Source organism: Curtobacterium citreum (assembly GCF_006715175.1).
In the GTDB taxonomy this organism is placed as follows: Bacteria; Actinomycetota; Actinomycetes; order Actinomycetales; family Microbacteriaceae; genus Curtobacterium; species Curtobacterium citreum.
Window position 1 is genome coordinate 3,598,220 of record NZ_VFMQ01000001.1, and the last position, 13,817, is coordinate 3,612,036.

The 13,817-nt window shown below is 69.4% G+C and carries 10 protein-coding genes; 1 reads left to right on the top strand and 9 read right to left on the bottom strand.

Translation table 11 applies throughout. The features are described 5' to 3' along the window. Positions 1-6: 6 nt before the first annotated feature. The 8 genes from FB462_RS17085 to FB462_RS17120 all read right to left on the bottom strand — a co-directional run bounded on the left by FB462_RS17085 (position 7) and on the right by FB462_RS17120 (position 10,066). Complete coding sequence (locus FB462_RS17085) at positions 7-846, bottom strand: prepilin peptidase (RefSeq protein WP_229666986.1); 840 nt, start codon at positions 844-846, stop codon at positions 7-9. After that, positions 843-2,627, bottom strand: coding sequence for a hypothetical protein (locus tag FB462_RS17090; RefSeq protein WP_188868885.1), 1,785 nt, complete (start codon positions 2,625-2,627; stop codon positions 843-845). The genes FB462_RS17085 and FB462_RS17090 overlap by 4 nt, the downstream gene beginning before the upstream one ends. Continuing rightward, on the bottom strand, positions 2,624-3,322 hold the full coding sequence (locus tag FB462_RS17465; protein WP_167510161.1) for a PulJ/GspJ family protein: 699 nt from the start codon (positions 3,320-3,322) through the stop codon (positions 2,624-2,626). Before FB462_RS17465 ends, FB462_RS17090 begins: the two co-directional genes overlap by 4 nt. Continuing rightward, positions 3,319-4,701 carry a type IV pilus modification PilV family protein gene (locus tag FB462_RS17100; protein WP_141863166.1) on the bottom strand — a complete coding sequence of 461 codons (1,383 nt, stop codon included), beginning with the start codon at positions 4,699-4,701 and terminating at the stop codon, positions 3,319-3,321. Before FB462_RS17100 ends, FB462_RS17465 begins: the two co-directional genes overlap by 4 nt. Before the next feature lie 70 nt (positions 4,702-4,771). Beyond that, complete coding sequence (locus FB462_RS17850) at positions 4,772-5,272, bottom strand: type II secretion system protein (protein ID WP_208738924.1); 501 nt, start codon at positions 5,270-5,272, stop codon at positions 4,772-4,774. 180 nt (positions 5,273-5,452) lie between these two features. Then, a complete protein-coding gene (locus FB462_RS17110) occupies positions 5,453-6,676 on the bottom strand; it encodes a type II secretion system F family protein (RefSeq protein WP_114849340.1) in 1,224 nt (407 codons plus the stop codon). Then, positions 6,676-8,373 (bottom strand): type IV pilus twitching motility protein PilT, encoded by a 1,698-nt coding sequence (locus tag FB462_RS17115; protein ID WP_141863168.1) that lies wholly within the window; start codon positions 8,371-8,373, stop codon positions 6,676-6,678. The genes FB462_RS17110 and FB462_RS17115 overlap by 1 nt, the downstream gene beginning before the upstream one ends. A gap of 22 nt (positions 8,374-8,395) precedes the next feature. Further along, positions 8,396-10,066 (bottom strand): GspE/PulE family protein, encoded by a 1,671-nt coding sequence (locus tag FB462_RS17120; RefSeq protein WP_141863405.1) that lies wholly within the window; start codon positions 10,064-10,066, stop codon positions 8,396-8,398. A gap of 317 nt (positions 10,067-10,383) precedes the next feature. Between FB462_RS17120 and FB462_RS17125 the strand changes: the two genes are divergently transcribed. Beyond that, a complete protein-coding gene (locus tag FB462_RS17125) occupies positions 10,384-10,749 on the top strand; it encodes a VOC family protein (RefSeq protein ID WP_058741130.1) in 366 nt (121 codons plus the stop codon). A gap of 157 nt (positions 10,750-10,906) precedes the next feature. Here the strand turns inward: FB462_RS17125 and rpoC are convergent. Continuing rightward, positions 10,907-13,817, bottom strand: a 2,911-nt coding sequence (gene rpoC / locus FB462_RS17130) for a DNA-directed RNA polymerase subunit beta' (protein ID WP_141863170.1), incomplete at its 5' end; no start/stop codon positions are given.

A 13,817-nucleotide genomic window follows, 5' to 3' on the forward strand; every position in this document is an offset into this window, starting at 1 on the left:
TCGTGATCAGGTGAGGCCGATGAGGCCGAGGTACGCGTTCCACAGCGGCGTGCCGAGGAGGATGCCGAGCCATGCCCCGCCGAGCATCCAGGGCCCGAACGGGATGCCGCTCCCGCGCGGTGCGCGACGGGTCACGAGCAGGCCGATGGCGAACGTAGCGCCGAGGGCGAACCCCCCGAAAGCTCCCACTGCGAGGGGTCCCCATCCGAGGTACGCCAGCACGAGGCCGAGGACGCCCGCGAGCTTCACGTCACCCATGCCCATCCCGCCCGGGACGACCACGGCGAGGGCGAGGTACAGGACGAACATGATCGCTGCGCCGCCGACGGCCCGCAGGAGTGCGCCCCAGTCCCCCGTCGTCGCGGAGGTCGTCGCGAGCAGGAGCCCGAGCACCGGGTACGCGGGGAGCACGATCGCGTCGGGCAGCCGGTGCGTGTCGAGGTCGATCAGTGCCAACGAGATCGACACGGCCATCAGGTACAGCAGCCCGACGAGCAGCACCAGGGTCGGACCCGCGGGCGCTGCGTGCACCACCCCGGATGCGAGGACGCCGCCGGTGACCAGTGCGAACGACGCGCTCGTACCCGCCTCGACGAGCGGGTACCGCGCCGAGATGCGCGAGCCGCAGTCGCGACAGGCGCCACGGAGGACGATCCACGACAGCACCGGGACGTTGTCGAACGCGCGGATCTCGGCTCGGCACGCCGGGCACGCGCTCGCGGGCCGCACGACCGACAGCCCGGCCGGCACGCGGTGCACCACGACGTTGAGGAACGAGCCGACGAGCAGCCCGAGGACCGCCGCGAGGCACACGATGGTCGGCGCGAGCGGTTGCAGGGCGTTCACACGCACACCCCCGCTCGCTGGACGCACGCACCGGACACCGCGTACGCCGCGGAGACCTCACCCATCGTCGTGACGCCGTACGTCGTCGTCACCGGGTTGAGGAAGCTCGGCGGCGCCGAGTGCTGCAGCCGCGCGTCGTAGGAGTAGGCCTTCCGGTACCCGCTCGACCCGGAGCGCACGACGCCGCGGAACTTCTGCGCGATCGCTCCGTAGATCGTGAGGGTGCCGCGGTCGCCGCCGTACGCGTAGTTCTGGACCTGGAAGGTGTGCGCCGCCGAGATGATGGCCGCGTCGATCTCGCGACCGGTGTCCCCGAGCATCGAGGTCACGCACGTGCTCCGTCCGCACGCCGAGTTCTGCACGGGGTTCCAGACCATGACGGCGTTGGTGGCGGTGAGTCCGAGCATGTCGGAGCCGCGGTCCTCGTAGGTGGTGTCGCCCGTCACGTAGAGGTAGTTCTCGGCGGCCACGGTCACCTGCCCGTCGACGACGCCGTGCACGAACGCATCGCCGGACCGGGAACCGTAGCTGCACGGGGACGAGCTCAGTTGCACCTCGCCGGTGCGCGGGTACCCGACCCCGTTGCCCTGGTTGCAGGTGTCCGGCAGCGCGGTCGTCGAGGACGCGTTCACGTCGCCCGCCTGGGGCACGTTCTGGACGTAGACGAGGTTGTTCGCCGGGACCGGGACGGTCGCGCCGGCGCTCGAGCCGAGCGCACCGGCACCGGTGCCGGGCTTGCCGCACGCCGCCGGCGCGGTGCCCTGCAGGGGGTTCGTCGCGTCGGTGCTCGTCATCTTCGACCACGGCGAGCGCACGGTCATGGTGCCGTCCGCGTTGAAGGTGATGTCCGTCGGACCGGTGTACATGCAGCCGGGCGTGCGGGTCGCCGACGCGACGGTGTTGTACTGGGTGGCGGACTTCTGCTGCGCGTTCGTCGACGGCATGCCGATCGTCGACGTGAAGGCCGGCTGCGTCACCCCCGCGGGGAAGGACTGCCCGGAGCAGGACACGCCGTTCGAGTCCACCGGGTTGTACCGGAGGCCGCTGGTCGGGTTCGACGTCGTGATCTGCTTGGTGAAGCTCGCCTGGCAGATGCGCATCGTGTCGTTCGAGTGCGCCGGACCGTCGATGGTGTCCCCGCCGGAGAACGCGATCTCCCCGCACTGGTTGCCGTTCCGGATCGCGGGACGTCCCTCCCACGCGTGCTTGACGCACGACTGTGGGACCCCCGTGAGCACCGGGTCCTGGATCTCGTAGTCGGTGAAGTACAGGAAGTCGATGAAGCCCTGCTGGCGGATGCTCGCCACGACGGACCGGACGGCGGAGCCGACCTTCCCCGTGGCACGGATCCGGATGCTCCCCGTGTCGAGGTACTTCGAGGCGTCGACCTCGTACCGGTAGGCGGAGCGACCGTCGCCTCCCGGGACCGTCGCCCAGGTGCCGGTCGCACCGGTACCGAACGCGGGGTTGCTGGCGAGCCCCGTGGGGAGCGTCAGTGCCGTGCTCGTCGAGGAGAAGGGCGCGGCTGGGTTCCCGTACTGGGTGTACCCGGTGTCGTTCGAGAGCCGCGCCTCGTAGTCCTGGACACCGGCGTAGGCAGCACTGAGCGCGGCGTTCCAGTCGGAGTCGGACGAGGACTTCTTGATCCCGGCGACGGCGACGGTGGTCGCAGTCGCGATCATGAACACCACGACCGTCCCGAAGATGATGGCGATCGCGAGGGCCATGCCACGCTCGTCGCGGAGCGCGTCGAGGTGCAGTGCGCGTCGGAGGCGGATCACGACTGGTCCCCTGTCGGATCGAGGAGGTTCGGCAGACCGATGGTGTTCCGGAGGGTCGTGCCGTTCTGCAGGGTGCTCGCCGACGACGACACCCGGAGCGTGACGCGGACGAACGCGATCTGACCCAGCTGGGCCGCGGAGAGCAGACCGGTCGACGGGTCGGGTGTCAGGGTGGCGCCGGAGAGCTGCAGGTACTCGAACACCGGGGTGGCCCCGGCGGCCGGGACCACGATCGACGAGGTGATCGTCGTCGTCGTGCCGGATCCGGGGAACGTGTAGTAGGCGTTGTCGGTCGTGACCCCGGGGACGATCTGCTCGGTCAGGGTGCCCGAGGAGCCGACCGTGAAGCGGACCTGCTGGGGCGCCGCGGTCCGCCCGGTCGCGACCAGGGTCGTGAACTGCACCGTGTTCGTGCCCGCGACGGCGAAGGCCGGGGCGTCGCTCGTCCCGAGACGCGGGTTGTCCGCGGCGGAACGCACCTTGCGGACGACCTCGTTCATGGCGGTCGACACCGCCCGACCGTTCTGGTCCCGGGCCGCCGCGAACGTCGTCGCCGTGGTGATCGAGTAGAAGGTGCCGCCGACGATCGCGAGCAGGACGGCGAAGAGGCCCATCGCGATGAGGAGCTCGACGAGGGTGAGCCCGCGGTCGTCGCGGCGGACGCGGTCGAGGACCGTGCGCGCGAGGCGGTTCACGGTGCGACCCGGGGGTCGAGGGTCACGGACCCGGTGTTCAGGAGGACCCCGAGGAGCCCCTTCGCGGTCACGTTCCGCGGCAGCGAGGTCGCGTCCTTCTGGGCCGTCACCGACCAGGTCCCGTACGGCAGCGCCAGGGTGACGTCGGTCGTGCCGGACGTGCCCGACGCCGCGCGGGCGAACGTGTACCGCTGGGTCACCCGGCAGCCGGGGTCGCCGTTCGCCGGTGCGGCCGTCGTCGCGGTCAGGACCGTGTCCGACCGGTTGATCGTCACCGTGACGGCACCGGTGGCGACCGCCGCGGTGAGCTGGTCCTTCGAGACCGCCGGTGTCGGGGTCTTGCCGATCCGTCCGTCGGACGCCTTCGGCCAGGCCGTCGGGTCGGTCGACAGGCAACTGCTCACGTTGACGGTGCCGTCACCGTTCGTCGTGTTCGAGTCGTAGATGCCCGGGTACACGACGTAGCCCGAGGGGATCGGGCTGAGGTACTGCGTCGCGGGCATCCCGGTCAGCCGGGCGACCCCGTAGGTCGACACGAACGAGGTCGTGAGGTTCGTCGGCAGCAACGCACCCGGCGTGTTGCTCGCGTACTGCATCGCCACCGCGATCGCCGGGTCGTACGTGAAGGACGCGCCACCGGACTGCCCGGCCTTGACGACGACGGTCTTCGTCGGGGCGGCCTGCTGGTCCTGGTCCCGGTACTGCGCCCCACCCGGACCGCCGAGCGTGACCGTGTACGTGCCGGGGACGACCTTGATGGCGACGGTGCACCCGTCTGCGTTCGTCACCGTCGGCTGGGTCGCGAGCGCGAGCGCGGTGTTGCCGGGCACGTCGGCGAGCGGCGTCGGGACGACGGACACGGGGACGCCCGCGGTCCCACCGCTGCCCGTGATCGACTGCACCTGCACGAGGATCGTGCCGAGGGTCGGGTCGTTGATCTTGGTGGACGGCGAGAAGACGGTCTCCTGCTTGACCGGAGCCGCCGAGCCCATGCCGGGCCACGTGACCGTGATGTGCACGTTGAGGAACAGGAGCTGCGCGGTGGTGCCCGCGGCGGACGCGGAGCAGCGGTTGGTGGTGCCGTCGGTGTACTGCCAGTCGAGGGTCCGGCGCACCGTGTACGTGCGCCCGTCGACCTGCGGCGTCTCGGTGCTGCCGGCCATGCCGGTGATGTTCGTCTGCGCCTGGATGCGGGCGGTGTCGATCGCACCCGCGGCGAGGTTCACGGCCTGCGCACGGGCCGAGTTGTCCGAGGTGATGCGCATCACGGAGGCGATGCCGACGAGGGCCCCGGCGATGATGATGCCGAAGACGGTGATGGCCACGATGACCTCGACGAGCGTGAAGCCCGCGTCGCACGGTCGTTCCTGCGTGCGCATCACGGTCTCCTTCCCGGTTCGACGCGCGGACGGGGGCCGAGCGGACCGCTCGACCCCCGTGCAACGGGTGTTACGGCGTGACGGTCGCGTTCGCGGCCGAGAACGAGGTGCCGGAGCAGCTGCCGGCCTTGACGCCGGCGGTCTCGGTCGCGGCGAAGGACTTGCCGGTCGAGCTGATGCCCATCACGCAGAACGACGTCCCCGAGCCGGAGTAGACCAGCTGCGCTTCGGCGTCGCTCCAGGTCGCGCCGGCGGCCGACCACGACTGGCCGCCGGTCACGCCCGCAGCGTTGAGCCCGGAGGCCGCCTTCGTGGACAGGTTGCCGGGCAGCGTGTTGCTGTTCTGGGTCGAGATGCTCACGACCGCCGTCTTGAGGTTCGACACGTCGTTCTGCACACCCGAGTCACGCGCGTTGTTCTGCACGCCGAGGTACACCGGGATGGCGATCGCGGCGAGGATGCCGATGATGATCACGACCACCAGGAGCTCGATGAGCGTGAAGCCCTTGTCGGACTCCTTGGCGATCTCGTTGCGGCGAGCGTTGAGCTTGCCCAGCAGCGCGAAGTACATGGTCGTTCCATTCTTCCAAGAATGCATTCGGGTGGGTGGGGGCTGTGCTGCCGCCGCCGTCAAGCGTATGGACGGCACTTTCTGTGCATAATCCCGAGAACGGGGGGTGGAACGGCAGCAAAATACCCCCACTACCGGGGTCAGCTCGTGACCAAACCACCCCTGAACGGGGCATACGCGTCAGTGGATGAGCGAGGAGATCTTGAAGATCGGCAGGTACAGCGCGATGATCATGCCGCCGACCACGACACCCAAGAATGCGATCAACAATGGCTCGATCAATGCGGTCAACGCCTCGGTCGTGGATTCCACCTCGTTGTCGTAGAAGACCGCGATCTTCTCCAGCATCACCTCGAGGGAACCGGCGTCCTCGCCGACCGCGACCATCTGCGAGACCATCTCCGGGAACACGCTCTCGCGCGCCAGGGGTTCAGCGATCGACTCGCCCTTCCGGACCGCTTCGGCGACCCGCTCCAGCGCGCGCTGGACCGTGAAGTTGTTCGAGACCTCGCCGACGATCTGCAGCGCCTGCAGGATCGGCACGCCGGCGCTGATCATGTTCGAGAAGTTCCGGGCGAAGCGTGCGATGACGATCTTGCGGTTGAGCGCGCCGAAGACCGGGAGCTTCAGTCGCAGCGGGTCGACGACGGCGCGGACGGCATCGGTGTGCTGCTTCGCGCGCCACCAGAACCAGCCGGCGACGACCGCGGCGACGAGGATCGGCCCGACCCACACCATCGCGTTCGAGGCGTAGACGAGCAGCAGCGTCGGCAGCGGCAACTGCCCCCCGAGCGACGCGAACATCTTCTGGAAGATCGGCACGATGAAGACGAGCATCACCACGACCGCGACCAGCGACATCACGAGCACCACGACGGGGTAGGTCATCGCGGACTTGATCGTCGACCGGAGCTTGTGCTCCTTCTCGAAGTTCGTCGCGATCGAGTCCATCGCCTGGTCGAGGAAGCCGCCGGTCTCCCCCGCACGGATCATGTTGATCATGATCGGCGGGAAGTCCACCGGGTACTTGCCGACCGCGTCCGAGAACGAGACACCGCGCTCGACGTCGTCCCGCACCTTGCCGAGGATCTCCTTGAGCTTCTTGCTCTCGGTCTGGTCGGCCAGGATCGTGAGGGCCCGGAGCAGGGAGAGCCCCGACGACAGCATCGTCGAGGCCTGCCGCGACATGATCGCGAGGTCCTTCAGCCCGACGCCTCGCTCGAACCCCGGGATCTTGATCTCCGTCTGCAGCCCGGTGCCCGGCTTCGCCTCGGTGATCGCGATCGGCGAGACGCCCATCCCCCGGAGTCGCTGGACGACGGCACCCTCGGACGCGGCGTCGAGCCGTCCCTTGACGAGCTTCCCGCTGCCGTCCCGTCCCCGGTAGTCGTACGCGAGCGACATCAGTGGCCCCCCGAGAACTTGTCGCCGAAGTCGATCTCCGAGGCGGCGATCGCCGCCGCGGACGAGTCAGACGGCGACTCGACGCGCTGCACGAGGCGGTCGAAGCCGTCCTCGTCCTGCACCTTCTCCATCGCGGCGGCCCGGGTGATGGTGCCGACGTTGACGAGTTCGGCGAGGTCCTGGTCCATGGTGTGCATGCCGCTGTCCCGCCCGGCCTGCATGGCCGAGGTGATCTGGTAGGTCTTGCCCTCGCGGACCAGGTTGGCGATGGCCGGGGTGGTCCGCATGATCTCGGTGGCGACGACGCGGCCGGAGCCGTTGGCCTTCGGCACGAGCGTCTGGCAGACGACGCCCTCGAGCGTCGCCGCGAGCTGCGTGCGGATCTGGCCCTGCTGGTGCGGCGGGAAGACGTCGATGACGCGGTCGATCGTGCCGGGGGCGCTCTGCGTGTGCAGGGTGGCGAACACCAGGTGTCCGGTCTCGGCGGCGGTCAGCGCGACGGAGATGGTCTCGAGGTCGCGGAGCTCGCCGATCAGGATGACGTCGGGGTCCTGCCGGAGGACGTGCTTCAGCGCGGCGGCGAAGGAGTGCGTGTCGGCACCGACCTCGCGCTGGTTGATGATCGCCTTCTTGTGGTCGTGCATGAACTCGATGGGGTCCTCGACCGTCACGATGTGGTCGGCGCGGGTCTCGTTGACCAGGTCGATGAGCGCCGCGAGGGTCGTCGACTTGCCGGAGCCGGTCGGTCCGGTGACGAGCACGAGGCCGCGCGGGAGCCTCGCGAACGCGCCGACGTGGTCGGGGATGCCGAGCTGCTTGAGCGTCTTGATCTGCGTGGGGATGATGCGGAAGGCCGCGCCCCAGTTGCCCCGCTGCTGGTAGTAGTTCACGCGGAACCGGTACTCCGGCGACAGCGAGTACGCGAAGTCGAGCTCCTGCTCGTGGTCGAACTGGCCGGCCTGCTCGGGGGTCAGGAGCGTCTTCAGCGCCGCGATCACCTTGTTGCGGGACCACGGTCCGCCGGGCACGGCGGGGCGGAGCGACCCGTCGACGCGGACCGTCGGTGGCGCGTCCGCGGTGACGTGCAGGTCGGAGGCGTCCTGGTACACCACCTGCGCGAGCGCGGTCACGAGGTCGGCGTCGGCGACCTCGCGTGCGTGGCGGGTGAAGCCGATCTCGGTGTGCGCGACACCGCCGACGGCCGCCTGGTTCGCGACGGTGACGGGCGCGACGGCGACGGGCGCGGCCGGGAGGATCGTGGTCGCTTCCGCGGGCACCACCGGCAGGTGTTGGGTCACCGCGTCGGGGTAGCCGTACGACGCCGTCGAGGCGGGCACGGCCGCCGGCGGGGTCGCCGGCGCGGCATGGGGCTGCGCCGGCGGCACCGCGGCGGGACCTCCGACGAGCGAGCTCGGCCCCGGGGCAGCGGCCGCGCCGCCGCCGGTGCTCCCGGGCACGTACCAGGGCTGCTCGTCCGACGGGTGGAGCTCTGCGGACAGGTCGTACACCGCTCCGCCCGCGATCGGGGCCGCGGACGCGACGACGTCGGGCGACGTCGGGGTCCACGCGGCCGCCTCCGCCGCCGCGGCGGCGAGGCGTGCGGCACGGCGGCCGCCGACCTCGTTGCCCGGCTGCCCGGGGTGCCAGCCGGCGACGGGGTCGTCGCCCGCCTCGATGTCGTACACGGATTCGTCCATCGTCCTGTCGTCCCTGCTCCGCCTACGCGACAACGCGGAGGATCTCGTCGACGCTCGTCATCCCGCGCTTGACCTTCTCCCACCCGTCCTGACGGAGCGTCAGCATGCCCTGCTGCTGCGCGACCCGGCTGATCTCGGCGCTCGACGCCCGCGCGACCGCGAGCCGCTCGATCTCCTCGGTGACGGTCATGACCTCGTGCAGGGCGATGCGGCCCCGGTACCCGGTGTTCGAACACACGGCGCACCCGACCGGCCCGAAGAACTCCGGCACGGTGTCGCCGTCCGCCGCGAGGAACCCGAGCGCCTGCAGCTGCGCCGGCGTGTACTGCGCGGGCGCCTTGCAGCGGTCGCAGAGCCGGCGGGCGAGGCGCTGCGCCACCACGGAGTCGAGCGCCGACCCGACCAGGAACGGCTCGATGTCCATCTCGGTGAGCCGCGTGACGGCCGACGGGGCGTCGTTCGTGTGCAGCGTCGAGAGCACGAGGTGGCCGGTCAGCGACGCCTCGATCGCGATCTGCGCCGTCTCGTGGTCACGGATCTCGCCGAGGAGCACCACGTCCGGGTCGGAACGCAGGATCGACCGCAGCGCCGAGGCGAAGGTCAGCCCGGCCTTCGGGTTGACCTGCACCTGGTTGATGCCGGCCATCCGGTACTCGACCGGGTCCTCGACCGTGATGACGTTGATCTCCGGACGGGCGACCGCGTTGAGGGTCGTGTACAGCGTCGTCGACTTGCCCGAGCCGGTGGGCCCGGTGACCAGGATCATGCCGTACGGCTTCGAGTAGGACCGCTGGTACGCCGCGAAGTTCTGCTCGAGCAGGTTGAGGTCGGTCAGGGTCATCGACGTGTTCGTGTTGTCGAGGATCCGCATGACGACCTTCTCGCCCCACACCGTGGGGAGCGTCGCCACGCGCAGGTCGATCTGCCGGCCGCCGTGCCGCACCGACATCCGGCCGTCCTGCGGCTTCCGCCGCTCGGCGATGTCGATGTCGCTCATGATCTTCAGCCGGCTGATGACGCCGTTCTGGATGTTCTTCGGCGCCGGTGCCATCTCGTGCAGCACGCCGTCGATGCGGTAGCGCACCCGGACCTCGTGCTCCCCCGGCTCGATGTGGATGTCCGAGGCGTGGTCCTGGATCGCCTGGGACACGAGCAGGTTCACGAACCGGACGATCGGGACGTCGTCGAGCGCACCGTCGGTCAGGTCCACCTGCTGGTTCGCCTGCGCGGACGCTTCTTCCTCGAGGGACGAGGTCAGGTCGTTCAGCTCGTCGTCGGCGCGCAGGTAGCGGTCGAGCGCCGACTGCAGCTCGCGCTCGTCGACCTGCAGCGGCTTCACGGTCCGGCCGGACGCGGTCCGAGCGTCGTCGATCGCGAGCACGTTCGTCGGGTTGACCATCGCGAGCACGAGGGTCTCGCCCTCGAACCCGATGCCGAGCACGCCGTGCCGCCGGCAGAGCGCCGCGGGGAGCATCGACACCGCGGTGCCGTCGACCGGATAGTCGGTGAGCGGGACCGTGCGGGAGTTGTGCGACGCGGCGCGGGCGGTGATGTACTGCGCCTCGCTCACGACGCCCTGGTCGACGAGCGCGCGGATGGACCGTTCGTCGATCTCCTCGTCTCCGGTCATGGAGTCGAGGTGTTCGATCGGCAGGGCGCCGTTGAGGATGAGGATCTCGGAGAGCGTGGCCATGTGCCCCGGGAACTCCTTCGGGTCGAGCTCGGGTTCGGGTGTCGGCGCAGCGACGTCGCGGCGCTCGTCCACGCTAGAGCCGCGGAACGCGGGGACCGCAGTCCCACAACGAGGGGGCGACGGGGTGTCCGGTGGCCCCAGAGCAGGGGTGCCGGGTGCTGTCGGGTGACGTCCATGCGTCGATCCTGCGGTGGCGGACCACGCGACGCGGACCCACGCCTGCGGTCTGTGGACGGACAGCGCCGAGCGTTCCGCTGTGGAGGAACGTTCAGCGTCCGACCCTCGACGCGGACCGGACCCGCGGGACATGATGAGACATGGACATCACGAGCGTGACCGTGGGGTTGCCCGTCAGCGACGTCGAGGCGTCCTGCCTCTGGTACGGCGCCGTGTTCCAACGCACCGATCCCGACCTCGAGCCGGAGGACGGCGTCGTCGAGTACGAGATCGGCGGCATCTGGCTGCAGTTGTACGCCGCCGCGGACGCCGAGCAGCGCCCCGCGACCGTCCGCTTCGGCGTCGACGACGTCCGCGCGCAGCACGCGCGCATCGGGTCCCTCGGGATCGACGTCGGCCCGGTCGAGTGCGTCGACGGTGCCGTCGACTGGTTCGACGTCCGCGACCCCGACGGGAACGTGCTCAGCCTGTACTCGCTCGTCGACGAGAAGGGCCGGACGGCCTGACCGGCGGACTGGAGGATCGTGGCGGGGCCCGCCACGATCCTCCAGTCCGGCTCCCGATCCGACGACGAGACTCCCGGTCCGACAACGAGGAAGGCCCCCGCATCCGAGGATGCGGGGGCCTTCCGGGTTCAGCTCAGACTCAGTTGGCTGTGCCTGTTCAGTTGTAGGTGCCCGGCGTGAAGTCGTCCGACGAGAAGCTGTCGAAGTCGACGAAGCTCAGGTCGGCGTCCGAGAACGAGGAGTCGTCGGCGAAGATGCGGTTGGGGTACCGCTCCGCCTTGGCTTCCTCGGTCGCGGCGACGTCCACGTCACGGTACCGGCTGAGGCCCGTCCCGGCGGGGATGAGCTTACCGATGATGACGTTCTCCTTGAGGCCGACGAGGTGGTCCTGCTTGCCCTCCATGGCCGCCTGCGTGAGGACGCGGGTGGTCTCCTGGAAGGACGCGGCGGACAGCCACGACTCGGTCGCGAGGGACGCCTTCGTGATGCCCATGACCTCCTGGCGAGCCGAGGCGGTCTTGCGACCCTCCTGCAGCGCCGCACGGTTCAGCGCGTTGTAGCGCGACCGGTCGACGAGCTCACCCGGCAGCAGGTCGGTGTCGCCGTGGTCGACGACGGTGACCTTGCGGAGCATCTGACGGACGATGACCTCGATGTGCTTGTCGTGGATCGGCACGCCCTGCGAGCCGTACACGTCCTGCACACCGTTGACGAGGTGCTTCTGGACCTCGCGCACACCCTTGACCCGGAGGACCTCCTTCGGGTCCACCGTGCCGGCGATGAACTGCTCGCCGAGCTCGACGTGCTGGCCGTCCTCGATGAGGAGGGTCGCACGCTTGAGCACCGGGTAGATGAACGGCTCGTCGCCGTTGTCCGGCGTGAGGATGATCCGACGACCCTTGTCCGTGTCCTCGATCGTGACGCGGCCGGGGGCCTCGGCGATCGGGGACGCGCCCTTCGGGGTGCGGGCCTCGAAGAGCTCGGTCACGCGGGGCAGACCCTGTGTGATGTCGTCGGCCGAGGCCGAACCACCCGTGTGGAAGGTACGCATCGTCAGCTGAGTACCGGGCTCGCCGATGGACTGGGCGGCGATGATGCCGACCGCCTCGCCGATGTCGACGAGGTTGCCCGTGGCGAGCGAACGGCCGTAGCACTTCGCGCAGACACCGACGGCGGACTCGCAGGTCAGGACCGAGCGCACCTTGATGCTCTCGACACCGGCCTCGAGCAGCGTGTCCAGCAGGACGTCGCCGACGTCCGAACCGGCCTCGGCCACCACGGTGCCGTTCGCGTCCACGGCCTCGACGGCCAGGGTGCGCGAGTACACCGTGTTCTCGACGCGCGGGTCGCGGACGAGCTTGCCGTCCTCGCCCTTGGTCGCGATCGGCAGCTCGAGGCCACGGGTCGTGCCGCAGTCGTCCTCACGGATGATGACGTCCTGCGAGACGTCGACGAGACGACGCGTCAGGTAGCCCGAGTCAGCGGTACGGAGCGCCGTGTCCGCCAGACCCTTGCGCGCACCGTGCGTGGCGATGAAGTACTCCGCCACGGTCAGGCCCTCGCGGTACGAGTTGATGATCGGGCGGGCGATGATCTCACCCTTCGGGTTGTTCACCAGACCACGCATACCGGCGATGTTGCGCACCTGCAGCCAGTTACCACGAGCACCCGACGACACCATGCGGTTGATGGTGTTGTCGATCGGGAAGTTGTCGCGCATCTCCTGCGCGATCTCGTTCGTGGCCTCGGTCCAGATCTTGATCAGGTCGGCGCGGCGCTCCGCGTCGGTGATCAGACCCTTGTCGAACTCGCCCTGGACCTTGGCGGCCTGGACCTCGTAGCCCGCGATGATCTCCTTCTTGCGCGGCGGCGTGACGACGTCGGAGAGCGCGACGGTCACACCGGAGCGCGTGCCCCAGTAGAAGCCCGCGTCCTTGATCCGGTCCAGCGCGGCGGCCGTCTCGGTCTTGGAGTAGCGCTCGGCGAGGTCGTTGACGATCGCGGAGAGGGTGCCCTTGTCGGTGACGCGCTGCACGAACGGGTAGTCCGCCGGCAGGGTCTCGTTGAAGAGCGCGCGGCCCAGCGTGGTCTCGAGGAGGATCGACTGACCCACCTCGTAGCCCTCGGGAGCCTCGCCCTCGGCGAAGTGGACACCCGACATGCGGATCTTCACCATCGCGTTGAGGTCCAGCGTGTTCTGGTCCTTCGCCATGATCGCCTCGGCGACCGAGGAGAACGAACGGCCCTCACCGACGGCGCCCTCGCGGACGGTCGTCAGGTGGTGCAGACCGATGATCATGTCCTGTGCGGGCAGGGTCACCGGACGGCCGTCCGACGGCTTGAGGATGTTGTTCGAGGCGAGCATCAGGATGCGGGCCTCGGCCTGGGCCTCGACCGACAGCGGCAGGTGCACGGCCATCTGGTCACCGTCGAAGTCCGCGTTGAACGCAGCACACACGAGCGGGTGGAGCTGGATGGCCTTGCCCTCGACGAGCTGCGGCTCGAACGCCTGGATGCCCAGACGGTGCAGCGTCGGCGCGCGGTTCAGCAGCACGGGGCGCTCGCGGATGATCTCCTCGAGCACGTCCCACACCTGCGGACGCGAACGCTCGACCATGCGCTTGGCCGACTTGATGTTCTGCGCGTGCGACAGGTCGATCAGGCGCTTGATGACGAACGGCTTGAACAGCTCGAGCGCCATCTGCTTCGGCAGACCGCACTGGTGCAGCTTGAGCTGCGGGCCGACGATGATGACCGAACGGCCCGAGTAGTCGACGCGCTTGCCGAGCAGGTTCTGGCGGAAACGACCCTGCTTGCCCTTGAGCATGTCGCTCAGGGACTTCAGGGCGCGGTTGCCGGTACCCGTGACGGGACGACCACGACGACCGTTGTCGAACAGCGCGTCGACCGCTTCCTGCAGCATGCGCTTCTCGTTGTTCACGATGATCTCGGGGGCACCGAGGTCGAGCAGACGGCGGAGACGGTTGTTGCGGTTGATCACACGACGGTAGAGGTCGTTGAGGTCCGACGTAGCGAAGCGGCCACCGTCGAGCTGCACCATCGGGCGG

Coding starts and splice junctions, on each gene's coding strand:
- FB462_RS17115 (WP_141863168.1), bottom strand. CDS start 8,373: ATGGACGAATCCGTGTACGACATCGAGGCGGGCGACGACCCCGTCGCC.
- FB462_RS17125 (WP_058741130.1), top strand. CDS start 10,384: ATGGACATCACGAGCGTGACCGTGGGGTTGCCCGTCAGCGACGTCGAG.
- FB462_RS17110 (WP_114849340.1), bottom strand. CDS start 6,676: ATGTCGCTCGCGTACGACTACCGGGGACGGGACGGCAGCGGGAAGCTC.
- FB462_RS17120 (WP_141863405.1), bottom strand. CDS start 10,066: ATGGCCACGCTCTCCGAGATCCTCATCCTCAACGGCGCCCTGCCGATC.
- FB462_RS17850 (WP_208738924.1), bottom strand. CDS start 5,272: ATGTACTTCGCGCTGCTGGGCAAGCTCAACGCTCGCCGCAACGAGATC.
- FB462_RS17100 (WP_141863166.1), bottom strand. CDS start 4,701: ATGCGCACGCAGGAACGACCGTGCGACGCGGGCTTCACGCTCGTCGAG.